13 protein-coding genes are annotated in these 17137 nt (G+C 68.1%); 7 read left to right on the forward strand and 6 right to left on the reverse strand.

Features of this window, described 5'->3' with window-relative positions; all coding sequences use genetic code 11:
* Positions 1–8: 8 nt before the first annotated feature.
* Positions 9–791, reverse strand: a complete 783-nt coding sequence (locus tag VF651_11710; GenBank protein ID HEX7966367.1) for a ZIP family metal transporter — start codon at positions 789–791, stop codon at positions 9–11.
* Positions 792–883: 92 nt separating this feature from the next.
* Between VF651_11710 and VF651_11715 the strand changes: the two genes are divergently transcribed.
* Positions 884–2800, forward strand: a complete 1917-nt coding sequence (locus VF651_11715) for an ATP-binding cassette domain-containing protein (GenBank protein ID HEX7966368.1) — start codon at positions 884–886, stop codon at positions 2798–2800.
* On the opposite strand, the gene pgeF is transcribed toward VF651_11715, so the two are convergent.
* Together pgeF and rluD are read right to left on the reverse strand one after the other, a co-directional pair.
* Positions 2801–3538 carry a peptidoglycan editing factor PgeF gene (gene pgeF, locus VF651_11720; protein HEX7966369.1) on the reverse strand — a complete coding sequence of 246 codons (738 nt, stop codon included), beginning with the start codon at positions 3536–3538 and terminating at the stop codon, positions 2801–2803.
* A complete protein-coding gene (gene rluD / locus VF651_11725; protein HEX7966370.1) occupies positions 3528–4511 on the reverse strand; it encodes a 23S rRNA pseudouridine(1911/1915/1917) synthase RluD in 984 nt (327 codons plus the stop codon). The genes pgeF and rluD overlap by 11 nt, the downstream gene beginning before the upstream one ends.
* A gap of 213 nt (positions 4512–4724) precedes the next feature.
* Here rluD and VF651_11730 point away from each other — a divergent pair, with 213 nt between their 5' ends.
* The gene (locus VF651_11730; GenBank protein HEX7966371.1) at positions 4725–5495 is read left to right on the forward strand and encodes an outer membrane protein assembly factor BamD; all 771 of its coding nucleotides are present in this window, start codon (positions 4725–4727) and stop codon (positions 5493–5495) included.
* 27 nt (positions 5496–5522) lie between these two features.
* On the opposite strand, the gene VF651_11735 is transcribed toward VF651_11730, so the two are convergent.
* From VF651_11735 to sucC, 3 genes are read right to left on the reverse strand one after another with little or no spacing between them, the layout of a single operon-like run.
* Complete coding sequence (locus VF651_11735) at positions 5523–7145, reverse strand: NAD+ synthase (protein ID HEX7966372.1); 1623 nt, start codon at positions 7143–7145, stop codon at positions 5523–5525.
* Between the two features lie 29 nt (positions 7146–7174).
* Positions 7175–8143 carry a succinate--CoA ligase subunit alpha gene (gene sucD, locus VF651_11740; protein ID HEX7966373.1) on the reverse strand — a complete coding sequence of 323 codons (969 nt, stop codon included), beginning with the start codon at positions 8141–8143 and terminating at the stop codon, positions 7175–7177.
* A gap of 5 nt (positions 8144–8148) precedes the next feature.
* Positions 8149–9318, reverse strand: coding sequence for an ADP-forming succinate--CoA ligase subunit beta (gene sucC, locus VF651_11745; protein HEX7966374.1), 1170 nt, complete (start codon positions 9316–9318; stop codon positions 8149–8151).
* Positions 9319–9403: 85 nt separating this feature from the next.
* Here sucC and VF651_11750 point away from each other — a divergent pair, with 85 nt between their 5' ends.
* The 5 genes from VF651_11750 (at position 9404) to VF651_11770 (ending at position 17136) form a co-directional block, all read left to right on the forward strand.
* A complete protein-coding gene (locus tag VF651_11750) occupies positions 9404–11038 on the forward strand; it encodes a HAMP domain-containing sensor histidine kinase (GenBank protein ID HEX7966375.1) in 1635 nt (544 codons plus the stop codon).
* Between the two features lies 1 nt (position 11039).
* The gene (locus VF651_11755; protein ID HEX7966376.1) at positions 11040–12383 is read left to right on the forward strand and encodes a sigma-54 dependent transcriptional regulator; all 1344 of its coding nucleotides are present in this window, start codon (positions 11040–11042) and stop codon (positions 12381–12383) included.
* Between the two features lie 190 nt (positions 12384–12573).
* A complete protein-coding gene (locus tag VF651_11760) occupies positions 12574–13080 on the forward strand; it encodes a pilin (protein ID HEX7966377.1) in 507 nt (168 codons plus the stop codon).
* An 88-nt stretch (positions 13081–13168) separates the two neighbouring features.
* On the forward strand, positions 13169–15118 hold the full coding sequence (locus VF651_11765) for a hypothetical protein (GenBank protein ID HEX7966378.1): 1950 nt from the start codon (positions 13169–13171) through the stop codon (positions 15116–15118).
* A gap of 62 nt (positions 15119–15180) precedes the next feature.
* Positions 15181–17136, forward strand: a complete 1956-nt coding sequence (locus VF651_11770) for a hypothetical protein (GenBank protein HEX7966379.1) — start codon at positions 15181–15183, stop codon at positions 17134–17136.
* Position 17137: the final 1 nt, after the last annotated feature.

Consider the following 17137-nt stretch of genomic DNA (forward strand, 5'->3'; position numbering starts at 1 on the left):
CGGGGTTTTCAACCGCCCAACAGGGCCTGGGTGAGGTAGATGAGACCGATGCCGGCCGCGATGAGCAGCACTGTCAGGGCCGAGAACTGGGCCCCTTCGTGGCGGTGCAGGCCGGGGATGAGGTCCGCCACCGCCACATAGATGAGGCTGGCGGCGGCGATGGCGAGCACGTAGGGCAGATAACCCTCCACCGTGCCCAGCAGGAAGAAGGCGGCGACGCCGCCCACCACCATGGTGGCCGCGGACAGGGCCGAGAGCATGAAGGCGCGGCCGCGGGCCACACCGGACGAGAGCAGCACCGAGATGTCGCCCACCTGCTGCGGGATCTGGTGCGCGATGACGGCGATGGCGAGCACCACGCCCATGTGCACGCTGCTGAGGAAGGTGGCGCCCAACAGCACCCCGTCCAGGAGGTTATGCAGGCCGGTGCCCACCAGGATCATGGTGCCCGCCGCCTGCTGGCGCAGCTCATCGTGGTCCGCGTGGCCCTCGTGCTCGTGGCCATGGTGCCAGAACGCGAGCTTCTCAAGGAGGAAGAACCCCAGCACCCCCAGCGCGATGGCGAGACCCACGCCCTGCACCCGCGCGGGACCCGCGCCCCGCAGCGCCTCCGGCAAGAGGTCCAGGAACGCCGCGCCCAGGAGCGCGCCGATGGCGAAGCTCACGAGGGAGGGCACCAGCAGTTTGCGGGTGCGGGCGCCGAACAGGAGCAGCACCGAGGCCAGGAGCGCGCTCAGCACCGCGCCCACCAGCGTCGCCGGGATGATCCAGAGCAGGAGTGAGGGTTGCATGGATGCGACGGATTTTACCCTGCTCCAGGCATCTCTGGAACGGCGCCTCCGGTACAATGCGCGCCCGGCCCGCCATCCCTACAGTTATTCCCGTGATCCGCATCGAGTCCCTCACCCTGCAGCGCGGCACCAAGCCGCTGTTCGAGAACGCCAGCGCCGTGGTGCACCCCGGCGAGAAGGCGGGCTTGGTGGGTGCGAACGGCTCCGGCAAGTCCACCTTGTTCTCGCTGCTGCGCGGCAAGCTGCACGCCGACGCGGGCGAACTCTACATCCCGTCTTCCTGGCGCGTGGCCCACGTGGCCCAGGAGACGCCGCCCTCCGAGAAGACCGCCCTCGACTACGCCCTGGACGGCGACACGCGCCTCAGGGAGATCGAGGCCAAGCTCGCGAAGGCCCAGGCCGCCCACGACGGCCATGCCGAGGCGGAGGCCCACATCGCCTACGCGGACGCGGACGGCTACACGGCCGCTTCCCGTGCCAGCGCCCTGCTCATGGGACTGGGCTTCACGTTGGCGGAGATCGAGCAGCCGGTGGCGAGCTTCTCCGGCGGCTGGCGCATGCGCCTCAACCTCGCCCAGGCGCTGATGTGCCCGTCCGACCTTCTGCTGTTGGACGAGCCCACCAACCACCTGGACCTCGATGCCATCGTCTGGCTCGAGGACTGGCTCAAGCGCTACGCCGGCACGCTGTTCATCATCTCCCACGACCGGGAGTTCCTGGACGGCATCTGCGACGTGACGCTGCACCTCGAGAACAAGCAGATCAAGCGCTACACCGGCAACTACAGCGCCTTCGAGACGCGCCGTGCCGAGCAACTGGTGCTGCAGCAGGCCTCCTACGAGCGCCAGCAGCGGGAAGTGGCGCACCTGCAGAGCTTCGTGGACCGCTTCCGCTACAAGGCCAGCAAGGCGCGCCAGGCCCAGAGCCGCATCAAGATGCTGGAGAAGATGGAGAAGCTCGCGCCGGTGCACGTCACCTCGCCTTTCAGCTTCGAGTTCCGCGAACCCCTGGCCTCGCCGAGCCCCATGCTCACGCTGGAGCACGTGGATTGCGGCTACAAGACGGAGCACGGCGACAAGAAGGTGGTGGGCGGCCTCGACTTCTCGCTGTTGAACGGCCAGCGCATCGGACTGTTAGGCGCAAACGGACAAGGTAAATCCACCCTGGTGAAGACCCTGGCCGGCACCCTCGAGCCGCTCAAGGGCCGGGTCGGCCAGGGCAAGGGGCTCGCCATCGGCTACTTCGCCCAGCACCAGTTGGAGACGCTGCGCGAGGACCGTTCGCCCCTGCAGCAGCTCGCGGCCATCGCACCCGGCGTGCGCGACCAGGACCTGCGCGACTTCCTCGGCTCCTTCAACTTCCGCGGTGAGATGGCGCTCGCGCCGGTGGGCCCCTTCTCGGGCGGGGAGAAGGCGCGGCTCGCACTCGCGCTCATCATCTGGAAGCGGCCGAACCTGCTGCTGCTGGACGAGCCCACCAACCACCTGGACCTGGACATGCGCGAGGCCCTGACCGTGGCGCTGGCGCAGTTCGAGGGCACGCTGATCCTGGTATCCCACGACCGGCACCTGCTGCGGGCCTGCGCCGACGAGTTCATGCTGGTGGGCAACGGCAGGCTCACGCCCTTCGACGGCGACCTGGACGAATACCGCACCTGGCTCTTGCAGAACGCGGCGGCGCGCCGCGCCGGCCTCACGGGCCAGCCGGCGAAAGAATCCGGCGGCGACCGCAAGGAGCAGCGCCGCGTGGAGGCTCAGGAACGCCAGCGCTTGGCGGAACTGCGCAAACCGCTGCAGAAGGAGATCGCAGCGCTGGAGAAGCGCATGGAGAAGCTGAACGCGGAGAAGCGCCGGCTGGATGCGCTCCTTGCCGCCGAGGACACCTATAAGGAGAGCAGCAAGACCTTGCTCACGGACAGCCTGCGCCAGCAGACCGAAGTGAAGAAGGAACTGGAGAAGGTCGAGGCGGAGTGGCTGGAGAAGCAATCTGCCCTGGAAGCCGTGGGCTGATCACTCCATATAGATGAGCGTCGCCATCCGGCCTGTCTGTGCCGCGTCGCGCCGGAACGAGAAGAACCGGTCCGCGTCCCCCGCGGTGCTCAAGCCGCCGCCATGGATCGCCGTCACGCCCGCTGCCTGCAGACGCTGGCGCGCCAGCAGGTAGAGATCACACCACCACTTGCCCGATGCCCTGCCTGGCTTGAATGCCTGGGCCGCCTGCGGCGCGTGGGCGACGAAAGCCTGGCGCACCTCGTCGCCGACCTCATAGTCGTCCGCGCCGATGGCAGGCCCCATCCAGGCCATCAGGTCCTCGGGTACCACGCCCATGGCCTGCACCGTCGCTTCCAACACGCCCCCACAGAGGCCGCGCCAGCCGGCATGGGCCGCGCCCACCCGCGTGCCCTCCCGGTCGCAGAAGATCACCGGCAGGCAGTCGGCGGTCATGATGAGGCAGGCTTCGCCTGCCCGCTGGGTGACGGCGGCATCGGCCGGCTCAACCACAGTCGTGCCTTCGAGTCTCGCCACGCGCGTGCCGTGTACCTGCTTCAGCCAACGCGGCTTCGCGGCGCCGATCTCCTGTTGCAGGCGGCGGCGGTTCTCGGCCACTGCCTCAGGCTGGTCGCCCACATGCTCGCCCAGGTTCAGGGAGGCGAAGCCGCCGCCGCTCACGCCGCCCTGACGCGTGGTGCTCAGGGCGTGCACGCGTGCCGGCGCGGGCCAGTCGGGCGTGATCCAGTCAGCGCGCATGGACGAGGTCGTCCTCCAGCGCCGTCAGGAGTCCCTGGAAGTCCGCCGGCGGCGGCACTTCCCAGTTCAGCGCTTCGCCAGTCACCGGATGTATGAGTCCGAGCTTCGCCGCGTGCAGGGCCTGGCGATGGAAAGCGCGCAGGGTCTCCTGCAGCCTGGGGCTGGCATTGCGCGGCGGGCCGAGACGCCGGCCATAGACCTGGTCGCCCACCAGCGGGTACTTGATGTGGGCCAGGTGCACGCGGATCTGATGGGTGCGGCCCGTCTCCAGCTCGACGCTTATATAGGTATGGGCACGGAAGCGCTTCAGCACGCGGTAGTGGGTCACGGATTCGCGGCCGCCTTCCCGCACGCTCATGCGCAGCCGGTCCGTGGGGTGGCGCTTGATGGGCGCATCCACCGTGCCGCCGCCTGTCATCACGCCCAGCGTCACCGCGAGATAACCCCGCTCGAACTCCCGCGCCTGCAGCGCCGCCACCAGCGTGGTGTGTGCCTCCAGGGTGCGCGCCACCACCAGGAGGCCCGAGGTGTCCTTGTCGATGCGGTGCACCAGCCCCGCGCGCGGTACCTGGGCCAGCTCCGGCGCATGGTGCAGGAGCGCGTTCTGCAAGGTACCGCTGTGGTTGCCGGCGCCCGGGTGCACCACCAGGCCCGCGGGCTTGTTCACCACGATGAGCGCCTCGTCCTCGTAGACGATCTCCAGGGGCAGCGCTTCCGGCGCCATGTCCGAGAGCGGCTCCTCGGGGACCCGCAGCCGCACCTTCTGGCCCCCCATCACCGCATCGCGCGGGCGCGCGGCGCGCCCGTCCAGGAGCACGCGGCCGTCCTTCACCCACTGGCTGAGACGGCTGCGGGAATACTCAGGGAAGAGCTGGGCCAGGGCCTGGTCGAAGCGTTGCCCCGAAAGCGCCGGGGAGATCTCGGCCTCTTGCACGTGTTCGGCGGGTTTTTCGGCTGCGGGACGGGGCGTCATTTCCACAGTTTATCAGTTGAAGCTGGGGCGGCCTTCCATGGCCTTCCCCAGCTCGCCAAGCAAAAGCACGGCTTTTGCTTGGCTCCATTTTCCAGGCGCAAGACGCCTGGAAAAATGCGCGCCCTTCCTTGGGCGCCCACAGGACGCTGAAAGGCCTTTCAGCGTCCTGTATACTGGCCGCCGCTGCCGCCCCACCCAGACCGATATCCCCGCATGAAAAGCCAAATCCGCCTGATCGCGACCCTGTCCCTGTGCGTGATGCTGCTCGCCGGCTGTGCCTCGGAGAAAGCCAAGGACGAGACGCTGGCGGCAGCGGACCTTTATACCCAGATCCAGGCCAACCTGCAGGCGGGCAACTACAAGACCGCGGTGGAGCGCCTCAACACCCTGCAGGCGCGCTTCCCCTTCGACAACTTCGGCACCCAGGCGCAGCTCGACATCATCTACGCCGACTACATGAACCGCGACTACGACCTCGCGGTGGACGCCGCCGACCGCTTCATCCGCGAGCATCCGCGCCACGCGAACGTGGACTACGCCTACTACATGAAGGGCGTGGCGGCCTTCGATGCCGAGGTGGACTTCCTGCAGCGCTGGTTCGGCCACGACAACTACCAGCGCGACCCGACCAGCTCGCAGAAGTCCTTCGAGGCCTTCACCCTGCTGATCGAGAAGTACCCGGACAGCCGCTATGTGGGCGACGCGCGCCAGCGCATGGTGTTCCTGCGCGAGCGCCTGGCGGACTTCGACTGGGTGGTGGCGGACTGGTACATGCGCCGCGGCGCCTGGGTCTCGGCCCTGCAGCGCTCCTACAGCATCGTTCAGCACTACCCGCAGACGCCGCGGGCGCAGGACGCGCTGCAGATCATGTATAGCTGCTACAGGAAGCTGGGGCTCGACGACCTCGCGGCCGACACGCAGAAGGTGCTGGAGACGAACTTCCCGGGAGCGCCGCTCGAGTACACGCCTCGCGGACCCGTATGAACCGCGGCGCCTGTGCGCCGCTTCAATTCAATCCCGCTTGAAACCCGACGTGATCGGGTAGCGCCGGTCGTTGCCGAAGGAATGCCGGCTGACCCGCACGCCCGGTGCCGCCTGGCGCCGCTTGTACTCCGCCGCCTGCACCGCCGCCGCCACGCGCCGCACCGTCGCCGCGTCGAAGCCTTTCGCGACTACCGCCTCGATGGATCTCTCCTCCAGCAGCAGCGTGAGGATGGGATCCAGCACGCCGTAGGGCGGGAGGGTGTCGGAGTCCTTCTGTCCCGGCGCGAGCTCCGCCGTCGGCTCCCGTCCGATCACCGCCTCCGGGATCACTGCGCTCAAGGAGTTGCGGTAGCGGCTCAAGGCATACACCTGGGTCTTCAGCACGTCGGAGAGAGGCGCGAAACCGCCGGCCATGTCGCCATAGAGCGTCGCGTAACCCATCGCCGCCTCGCTCTTGTTGGAGGTGCAGAGAAGGAGCTTGCCGGTGCGGTTGGAGATGGCCATGAGCATCACGCCGCGGGCACGGGCCTGCAGGTTCTGGAGGGTGATGTCGGCCACGTCCGGCAGCACGCCCTGCAAAGAGGCCTGCAGCGTCTCCACCGAAGCCTCGATGGGGATCATGTGGTAGGCCACGCCGAGCTTGCGCGCCTGTTCCGCCGCACCCTCGAGGCTGAGATCCGAGGTGTAGCGCGACGGCAGCATCACCGCCATGACGTTCTGGGCGCCCAGCGCGTCCACCGCGATGGCGAGCGTCAGCGCCGAGTCGATGCCGCCGGACAGGCCGAGTAGCGCGCCCTTGAAGCGGTTCTTGCGGGCATAGTCCTTGAGGCCCAGCACCAGCGCCTTGTAGATGCACTCCTCGTCGCAGCTGTCCACGTGCACCTGGGCCTGCAGCGCCCGCGCCTTGCCGCCGTCCAGGATGAAATCCACCGGATACAGGCCGGTCTCGAAGTTCGGGGCCCGCGCCGCCACCTTGCCGTCGGCGTTCATCACCAGCGAGCCGCCGTCGAACACCAGGTCGTCCTGGCCGCAGGCGTGGTTCACGTAGACGATCGGCACGCCGGCCTCCGCCACGCGGCGGCGCAGTTCCTCCTCGCGCTCCAGCTGCTTGCCGGCGTTGAAGGGTGAGGCATTGGGCACCATCAGCAGCTTCGCGCCCGCCTGGGCGGCGCGGCGCGCCGGTTCCGCGTGCCACACGTCCTCGCAGACGTTGAGGCCCACGGCGAAGCCCGCCACGTCCACCACCGCGGTGGCGTCGCCGGCGCTGAAGTAGCGCTTCTCGTCGAAGACCTCGTAGTTGGGGAGTTCGCTCTTGCGGTAGACCGCCTTGACCTTGCCCTCCCCCAGCATCGCGCCCACGTTGTAGATGCGGCTGTCCGCATGGAGCGGGTAGCCCACCAGCGCGTGGATGCCCTGGATGCCGGCGGCGAGCCGTGCGACGCCCTCCTCCACCTGGCGGCGGAAGTCGGCGTTGAACAGGAGGTCTTCCGGCGGATAGCCGGTGACGGCGAGTTCGGGGAAGACCATGAGCCGGGCCTTGAGCCGGTCGCGGCCCTCGGCACAGGCGTCCAGGATGCGCTGCACGTTGCCCGCCACGTCTCCCACCGGGAGATCGAGCTGGGCCATGACGATGCGCAGCGACGCGCTCATGGTGTGATCAGCCGCCCGGGGTCAGGAGATCAGCGGCGCCCACGGCCCTTCTTCTTGGCGGGTCTCTTGGCCTTGGCGGCCTTCTTCTTGGGAGCTTTCTTGGCGGAGGCTCTCTTGCTCTTGCCGCCCTTGCCCATGAGCTTGGCCATGGTGGTGCCGAGCTCCGCCGGCGAGCGGGTGGTCTTCACGCCGGCCTTCTCCAGGGCCTTGAACTTGGCCTGGGCGGTGCCGGCGCCGCCGGAGACGATGGCGCCCGCGTGGCCCATGCGCTTGCCCGGGGGCGCGGTGACGCCGGCGATGTAGGCAACCACCGGCTTGGTGACGTGCTTCTTGATGTACTCGGCGGCGGCCTCCTCGTCGGTGCCGCCGATCTCGCCCACCATGATGATGCCTTCGGTCTGCGGATCCTGCTCGAAGAGCTTGATCACGTCGATGAAGTTCATGCCGTGCACCGGGTCGCCGCCGATGCCCACGCAGGTGGACTGGCCGAGCTTGAGGTTGGTGGTCTGGAACACGGCCTCGTAGGTCAGCGTGCCCGAGCGGGACACGATGCCGATCTTGCCCTTGCGGTGGATGTGGCCGGGCATGATGCCGATCTTGCACTCGCCCGGCGTGATGATGCCCGGGCAGTTGGGACCGATGAGCACGCAGTCCTTGTCCTTGATCGCGGCCCTGACCTTGATCATGTCGGTGACCGGGATGCCCTCGGTGATGCACACGATCACCTTGATGCCGGCATCCGCCGCCTCCAGGATCGCGTCGGCGGCGAAGGCCGCCGGCACGTAGATCATGCTGGCTTCGGCGCCGGTGGCCTTGACCGCGTCGTGCACGGTGTTGAACACCGGCAGGCCCAGGTGCTTCTCGCCGCCGCGGCCCGGGGTGACGCCGCCCACCAGCCTGGTGCCGTAGGCCAGCGCCTGCTCGGAATGGAAGGTTCCCTGCTTGCCAGTGAAACCCTGGCAGATGACGCGCGTCTTCTTGTTGACGAGGATGCTCATGATGCTTACTTCTTCTTGATCGAGGCGACCACTTTCTTGGCCGCGTCGGTGAGGTCGTTGGCGGGGATGATGGCGAGGCCGCTCTTGGCGAGCAGCGCCTTGCCCTGCTCCACGTTGGTGCCTTCCAGGCGCACCACCACCGGCACCTGCACGCCCACGCCCTTGACCGCGTTGATGATGCCTTCCGCGATGAGGTCGCAGCGCACGATGCCGCCGAAGATGTTGACCAGGATGGCCTTCACCGCCTTGTTGGACAGGATCAGGTTGAAGGCCGCGGTCACGCGCTCGGTGGTGGCGCCGCCGCCCACGTCCAGGAAGTTCGCCGGCGTGCCGCCGTGCAGCTTGATGATGTCCATGGTGGCCATGGCCAGGCCCGCGCCGTTCACCATGCAGGCGATGTCGCCGTCCAGCGACACGTAGTTGAGGTCGTGCTGGCGGGCCTGGGCCTCGCGCTCGTCCTCCTGGCTGGCGTCGCGCATGGCCGCGAGCTGCGGCTGGCGGTAGAGCGCGTTGTCGTCCAGGTTGAGCTTGGCGTCCAGCGCCACCACGCGGCCGTCCTTGGTGACGATCAGCGGGTTGATCTCGACGAGACTCGCATCGCGCTCCATGAAGATGCGGTACAGGCCCTCGGCGATCTTGCCGAAGGCGGCCATGTGCTCCTTGCTGCTGAGGCCGAGGCCGAACGCCAGCTCGCGCACCTGGTTGGGCTGCACGCCCGCGGCGGGATGCACCCACACGCGGAAGATCTTCTCGGGCGTCTTGGCCGCCACCTCCTCGATGTCCATGCCGCCCGCGGCGGAAGCCATGAACACCAGCTGCTCGCGGGCGCGGTCCACCAGCACCGAGAGGTACAGCTCGCGCTCGATGTCGGAGCCGGCCTCCACGATCACGGAGTTGATGGGCAGGCCCTCGGGGCCGGTCTGGTGGGTATGCAGGCGCTTGCCCAGCATGCCCTCGGCCGCGGCGCGCACTTCATCCGTGCTGCGGCACAGCTTCACGCCGCCCGCCTTGCCGCGCCCGCCGGCGTGCACCTGGGCCTTCACCACCCACAGGCTGCCGCCCAGGGACTGGGCCGCGCTGGCCGCCTCGGCGCCGCTCTTGGCGGGCATTCCGCGCGGCACCGGGATGCCGTATTCTGCAAACAGTTGTTTTGCCTGATATTCGTGCAGGTTCATGGGGCTCGGGGAGTATCGGGATGGTGGGGAGGCGGTATTTTGAAGCAAAGCCCCCGCATACGCAAAGGCGCACCGTGAAGGCGGCATGAACACCCAAAACATGGTCTTCCAGGCGGACGACGCGGTGGCGCCGGGCGAAGCGCTCGCTTGGCGCCTGCTCAACATCGTCAACCTGTTCCGCATGGTGGTCGGCGGGCTCGTGGTGGCGCTGTTCTTCAGCGACAGCAACCCGCGTCTCCTGGGCGACGTCTATCCCGGCCTGTTCCTGTGGACCGGGATCATGTACTTCAGCTTCGGCGGCCTCGCCACGTTCACGGTGCGCTCGCGCCGGCCCGGACTGGAACTGCAGACGTACGCCCAGCTCGCCGCCGACATCATGGCGGTCACGCTGCTGATGCACTCCAGCGGCGGCGGCGCCGCCAGCGGCCTCGGCAGCCTCATGTTCATCACCGTATCCATCAACAGCGTGCTGTTGTCGGCGCGCATGAGCATCGCTTTCGCCGCGCTTGCCACCATCGCCATCCTGGGCGAGCAGGGCCTCGCCATCCTGTACGGCACCGGCGACGCTGGCGGCTATACCCAGGCCGGCATCATCGGCATCATCATGTTCGCCGCCTCGTGGGGCGGCCAGTTCGTGGGCCACCGCCTGCGCGAGAGCGAGGCGCTCGCGGAGCGGCGCGGCCTCGACCTGGCCGACCTCTCGGAGATCAACGAGTACGTGCTGCAGCACATGCGCACCGGGGTACTGGTGGTGGATGAGCAGGACCGCATCCGCATGCTCAACAGCGCCGCCGCCGAGAGCCTGCGCACGCCCCCCGACAGCCGCGACGCGCTGCAGGACGCGGCGCCGCGCCTGCAGGGGGAACTGCAGGCCTGGCGGCGCGGCGACCTCACCCGCCCCGCCACGGTGGTGAGCCCACAGGGCCGGCCGCTGATCCCGCACTTCGCCAGCATCGGCCGCAACCGCGCCGGCGGCGTGCTCATATTCCTGGAGGACGCGAGCGCGGTGGCCGAGCAGGTGCGGCAGATGAAGCTCGCGACCCTGGGCCGCCTCACCGCCAGCATCGCCCACGAGATCCGCAATCCCCTGGCGGCGGTGAGCCACGCCAACCAGCTCCTGGCCGAGTCGCCGCAGATCAAGGGCGAGGACCAGCGGCTCATCGAGATCATCGAGGAGCACTCGGAGCGCATGGAGCGCATCGTCGAGAACATCCTGCAGCTCTCGCGCCGCGAGAACACCCGCGCCGAGGAGCTGGACGTGACCGCTTGGCTCAAGGATTTCATCGTCGAGTTCCGCGACCGCCACGGACTGCCGCCGGAGGCGGTGCTGCTGGACGCGGAATACCGGCAACTGCCCCGCATGCGCGTGGATCCGACCCACCTGCACCAGATCGTGTGGAACCTATCGGAGAACGCGCTCCACCACGGCCGCCGCGGCCACGACGGCGGCGCCCGCGTCGAGTTCCGCATCGGCCCGCTGCCCGCGCCCGCCTCCGGGTTCCTGGAGGTGCTGGACCGGGGCCCCGGCGTGCCGGCCGACATCGCCGAGCACATCTTCGAACCCTTCTACACCTCCGACCCGCGGGGCACCGGCCTGGGGCTTTTCATAGCCCGCGAACTCTGCGAATGTAACCGCGCCCGCCTGTCCTACGCGCCGCGTCCCCAGGGGGGTAGCTGTTTCCGCATCGAGTTCGGCGCCTCCGAAGGCTGGTTGACCTGACATGCGCAGACCCCTGGCACTGGTGGTTGACGACGAACCCGCCATCCGCGAACTCCTGGAGCTCACGCTCACGCGCATGGACGTGGACTGCGTGCTGGCCGGAGACCTCAAGGAGGCGCGCGCGCAGATCCAGTCCCAGGCCGTGGACCTCTGCCTCACCGACATGAAGCTCCCGGACGGCGACGGCCTCGAGCTCGTGAGCTACATCCAGGCCCACGCCGCCCAGGTGCCGGTGGCGGTGATCACCGCCCACGGCAACGTCGAGTCCGCGGTGCAGGCGCTCAAGAACGGAGCCTTCGACTTCGTCTCCAAGCCCGTGGACCTCTCCGCACTGCGCAGCCTGGTCAGCACCGCGCTCAGGCTGCGCGAGCGGCGCCTCAGCGGCGAGGGACGCGGCGCGACCCGCCTGCTCGGCGCATCGCCCGCCATCGAGCAGGTGCGGGCCATGATCGCGAAGGTGTCCCGCAGCCAGGCGCCGGTGCATATCAGCGGCGAGTCCGGCACCGGCAAGGAACTGGTGGCGCGGCTCATCCACGAGAACGGCGCCCGCGCCGATGCGCCCTTCGTCGCAGTGAACTGCGGCGCCATCCCCAGCGAGCTCATGGAGAGCGAGTTCTTCGGCTACAAGAAAGGCAGCTTCACCGGCGCCATCGCCGACAAGGACGGCCTGTTCCAGGCGGCGCAGGGCGGCACCCTGTTCCTGGACGAGGTGGCGGAGCTGCCGCTGCCGATGCAGGTGAAGCTCCTGCGCGTGATCCAGGAGAAGGCGATCCGCGCGGTGGGCGCGCCACGCGAGACGCCGATCGACGTGCGCATCCTCTCCGCCACCCACCGCCACCTGGGCGAGCTGGTGCGGACCGGCCGCTTCCGCGAGGACCTCTTCTACCGCATCAACGTGATCGAACTCAGGGTCCCACCGCTGCGCGAGCGCGTCGAGGACATACCGCTGCTCGCCCAGCACATCCTGGCGCGGCTCGCCTCCGACCTCGGCCGTAAATCCGTGAGGCTCGCGCCCGATGCCGTGGAACTGCTGGCGGGCTATCCCTTCCCCGGCAACGTGCGGGAGCTCGAGAACATCCTGGAGCGGGCCATGACCCTGGCCGAGGGCGCGGTCATCCACGCCGCCGACATCCAGCTGCACGCGCCGACGGCGGAACCGGTGTCCGAAGGCGAAACCGCGGGTGGAGGCGCCCAGCCCCTTGGCAAGCACTTGGGGGACGTCGAGAAGGAAGCCATCCGCAAGGCGCTGGAGCAGACCCGTTACAACAAGACCGCCGCCGCCAAGCTCCTGGGCATGAGCTTCCGCCAGCTACGCTATCGTATTAAGAAACTTGGACTCGAATGATTCCGGACCAGAACTGACAAAGTTTGTCAGTTCCTGACAAATTTGTCTCGCGAAAGCCTCCCCTCGACCTGCAATCTCCCATATCTACCGCGCCAAACAAGTTGGCACGCAAGTTGCATACTCTTCATACAGGAGTGTACATTCGTCGCTCCAGACCTAGGGTTCCTCCACACCTCGAGGAGTGAAGACAATGAAGACGTTGCAGAAGGGCTTTACCCTGATCGAATTGATGATCGTGATCGCGATCATCGGCATCCTGGCGGCCATCGCCATCCCGGCGTACCAGGACTACATCGCGCGTTCGCAGATGTCGGAAGGCATCCAGCTCGCGGGCGGCGGCGAAGTCGGCATGTCCGAGTTCTACCAGAACAACAGCCGCTGGCCGACCGGCGCGGGTGCCACCGCGGGCCTCGAGTCCGTGTATAGCACCGCCAGCGACACGCCGACCATCGGTGCCGGCCGTTACGTGACCACCCTGATGGCGACCGGCATCTCCGGAGCCACGGTGGGCATCCTCGCCACCATGAAGGGCACCGGCGTGAACGCCCATATCGCCAACACCAGCGTGGAGATCTGGACGACCGACGGCGGCAACACCTGGCACTGCGGTCCTTCGAACACCACCGACGCCGGCAGCGGCGGCCCGGTGGACCAGAAGTACCTGCCGGCTTCCTGCCGCGACTCCGGCGCGCCCTGATAGCAGGTCCGCGTTTTCCCAAGTTTGGGAACCTATGCCCCGCGCGAGCGGGGCATAGTTTTATGCGGAACCGGAAAGCCCCGCCTACATGCTGAAACTCCTGCGCAGATACGCTTTCCCGCTGGCCTGCCTGGCCGCGCTCGCGCTCGCCCTGCTGATATACCTGCCTGGCTTGCCCGGAAGTTTCGTGTTCGACGACGTGGGCAGCATCGTCCGGAACCCCGCGATACGCATCCGCGACCTGGGTTTCGAGAGCCTGCTGCAAGCCGCACTCTCCTCCCCCGGGGGCGGACTGATGCGGCCGCTCAGCATGTTGAGCTTCGCTCTCGACGCCTACTTCTTCGGCCTCTCGCCCTTCGCCTTCAAGCTCACCAACATACTCATCCACATCGCGAACGGCCTGCTGCTGGGGCTGGTGGCGCGCGAGCTGCTGCGCACGGTGCAGGAACGCTTCGCACTGTCGCGCCGGGAGATCGAGTGGCTGAGCCTGGGGATCGCGTTGCTCTGGTGCGTGCATCCGTTGGACCTCACCGCCGTGCTATACGCGGTGCAACGCGAGACCGCGCTGGCGGCCTTCTTCAGCGCCCTCGCGCTGCTCTCCTACACCGTGGCGCGGCGGCACCAACGCAGCCGCGGGACCGGCCGGTGGCTGCTGTGGCTGTGCACCCCGCTGGCGGTGGGGGCCGCCGTGTTCAGCAAGGAGAACGCGGCGATCGTGCCGCTCCTGTTCCTGGTCATCGAGTTCACGCTTCTTCGGTTCCGCGGCCGTGACGGTGCCCCCAGCCGCGAGCTATGGCTGTTCCACGGGCTGTTCCTGCTGCTGCCGGGCCTGGGCCTCGCGGCGCTGATCCTGCTGCATCCCGCCACCCTGTTCGCGAGCTACGTGGGCCGCGACTACACCATGTGGGAGCGGCTCCTCAGCGAATCGCGGATCCTGCTGGACTACCTGCGCTGGGCCCTGCTCCCCGACTTGAAGCAGCTCGCGCTGTTCCACGACGACATCGCGCCCTCGCGCGGACTCTTACAGCCGGCTACCACGCTGCCGAGCTGCCTCGCGGTGATCGTCCTGCTGGCCGCGGCGTTCGGCTTGCGCCGGCGTGCGCCGCTGCTGAGCTTCGGGCTGCTGTGGTTCTTCGCAGGCCACCTGATCGAGTCCACGGTGCTGCCGCTGGAACTCGCCTTCGAGCACCGCAACTACCTGCCGCTGTTCGGGCTCATGCTTGGCACCCTGGGCAGCCTCTACCTGTTCGCCCGGTCCCGGGGTGAGGCGCGCCTGGTGGCGGCGCTGTTCGTCATCGGCGTCAGCGCGATGGCGGCCGCCACCGCGGTGCGGGCCTCCGAGTGGGGCAACGAGCTGGACTTCGCCCTGTCCGAGTCGAAGCACCATCCGGGCTCGCCGCGGGCGCTATCCGAGCTGGAGTGGGCCTACCTCAACTACATCGTGGTCACCCATGACGCCACCCTGGTGCCCCTCGCCGAGGACGCAGCCCGGCGCTCCAAGGCGGCCGATCCCTACAGCATCAATCAGGACGTAAGCCTGGCCTACATGTACTCCAAGCTGCAGGACGTTCCCAACGCGCGCCGGCACCTGGCCGCCGCCGCCAAAGGCGCCGACACCGCCCATATCAGCGCCACCCTCCAGTTCAGCCTGCAGACCCTTCTGGACATGGCGGTACCCGAGAACCAGGCGCTTTTCCCGGACATGCGCGCCGTGTTCGATCGTGCGCTGGCGAGCCCCCAGCTCACCACCGATGCCTGCTATACGGCGAACCTGATGAACAGCTACGCCCTGTTCCTGGACCGTATCCAGGACATCCCGGCGGCAGTGACGTCACTGCACAAGTCGGTGATGCTGTGCCCCTCGAACGGCCAGCTGCGCGCCAACTTCGCACGGCTCCTCCTGCGCTACGGTGATCTCAAGGATGCCCGGACCGAGCTGGATGCCCTGCGTGCACTGGGTGATCCGCGCCGGAGCAGCGAGCTCGCCGAGCTGGAAGCCGACTACAAGGCACAGCAGCGTCTCAAACACGGAGGTTGAGCCTGCCCGGACGCCCGCTTCCGTATAGAATCACGCACCTCCAAATCCCGCTGCAGGCGACCATGCGGCCCAAGCTCGACGACAACCTCATGCGCCTGCTGTTCGTCTTCGCAGCCGGCCTGCTCGCGGTGCTGGCCTACTGGCCCGGTCTCTCCGGCGGTTTCGCGCTGGATGACTACACCAACGTGGTCCTGAACCCGGCCATCGCGATCCGCGACCTCTCCTGGGATTCCCTGAGCCACGCTGCCTTCTCCTTCCAGGCCGGACCCGCCATGCGCCCCCTGAGCATGGTGAGCTTCGCCCTCAATGCCTATTTCACCGGCCCGAACGGCGCCATGGCCTTCAAGGCCACCAACCTCGCCATCCACCTGCTGAATGGGCTGTTGGTGTGGTCGCTGCTGAAGCGGATGCTGGCCGCCTGGGGGGCGCGCGAGGACGGCGTCACCGGGAAGTCCGCCGGCTGGCTGGCCGCCGTGACCGCCGCATTCTGGCTGCTGCATCCCTTGAACGCCATGCCTGTGCTCTACGTGGTGCAGCGCGAGACCGCCCTCTCCAGCCTGTTCGTGCTGCTCGGCCTGTACCTATATGTGGAAGCCCGTACGCGCCGCGATCGCGCCGGTACCTTCATGGTCTGGCTCGGGATACCCGTGCTCACCCTGCTCGCGGTGCTGTGCAAGGAATCCGGCGCACTGCTGCCGGTGTATGCCCTCGCCGTGGAACTCTTCATCTTCCATTTCCGCCGCAGCGGCGGCGGTTTCGATCGCGGCCTGGCGCTGCTCTACGGCCTGTTCCTGCTGTTGCCCGCCGGCCTCGGTCTCGGTTGGGCGCTCTTCTCGCACGGTGGCGGCGTGCTCAACTACGCAGGGCGCGACTTCGGCTTGCGGGAGCGGCTGCTGTCCGAGACGCGGGTGCTGTGGGACTACATCCGCTGGACCTTGCTGCCCTGGCCCGCTTCGCTGGGCCTCTACCACGACGACATCGCCGTCTCACGCAGCCTACTGCAGCCCGTCACCACCTTGTTCGCGCTGTTCGGCCTCCTGGGCCTCGCCGTTGCCAGCCTGCTGCTGCGCCGCCGCTGGCCGCTGGTGGCGCTTGGCATCGCCTGGTTCCTGGGCGGGCAGCTCATGGAATCCAGCATCTTCCCGCTGGAGCTGGCCTACGAGCACCGCTGCTACCTGCCGGACCTGGGGCTCATTCTGGCGGTGGTCTCGCTGCTCTACCCTCTGACCGCCGCGTCCCGCTGGCCGCAGGCGCGGCTCGTCCTGCTGGCGGCACTGCTCGTGGCCTGCACTGCCGTCACTGCGAGCCGCGCCTATGACTGGCGTGACAACCTGTCCTTCGCCGCGGCCGAAGCACGCCATCATCCCGAGTCGCCCTACGCCACCTACATGCTGGGCCAGACTTACGCCAATCTCGCGCTGATGACCGACCGGACCCAGTACGAGAACGCGGTCACGTCACTGCGTGCCGCCTCGGCGGTGAAGAACTCCACCATCATCCCCGATGTCTCGCTGGTGCTGGTGCAGGCACAGATCCGCCACCGGGTGGACCCGGATGTGCTGCCGCGCATCGCCGCCAAGATGGGCGAGCGCAAGATCGCCGCTTCCGACATCCAGGGGCTGGCGGCGCTGGGCGAGTGCGTGGACAAGCGCAACTGCGTGGTGCCCGCCCGCGACATGCAGGCGGTGTTCGACTCGGCGCTGGCGAACCCGCACCTCGCCGAGCTCAGGGACACTCATGCCAACATCCTGGTGATCTACGGCAACTACACCGCCATCACCGGCGCCGACCCGCGCAAGGCGCGCGAGCTCATGGGGCAGGCGGCTGAGCTGGTGCCGGCGGAGCCCCAGTACCGCGAGAACATGGTGACCATGGACATCAGCCTCGGGGACCGGGAGCGGGCGCTCGCGGACCTCGAGGGCCTGCGCAGCCTGAACTACCTCGGCCACCTGGATCCCGTGATCGCCGAGTTGCAGCGGCAGATCGACGACCTGCCGGCGGGCCGGGCGCGCCCCTGAG

Source organism: Gammaproteobacteria bacterium, from assembly GCA_036383255.1.
Taxonomy (GTDB): Bacteria; Pseudomonadota; Gammaproteobacteria; order Natronospirales; family REEB76; genus DASUBN01.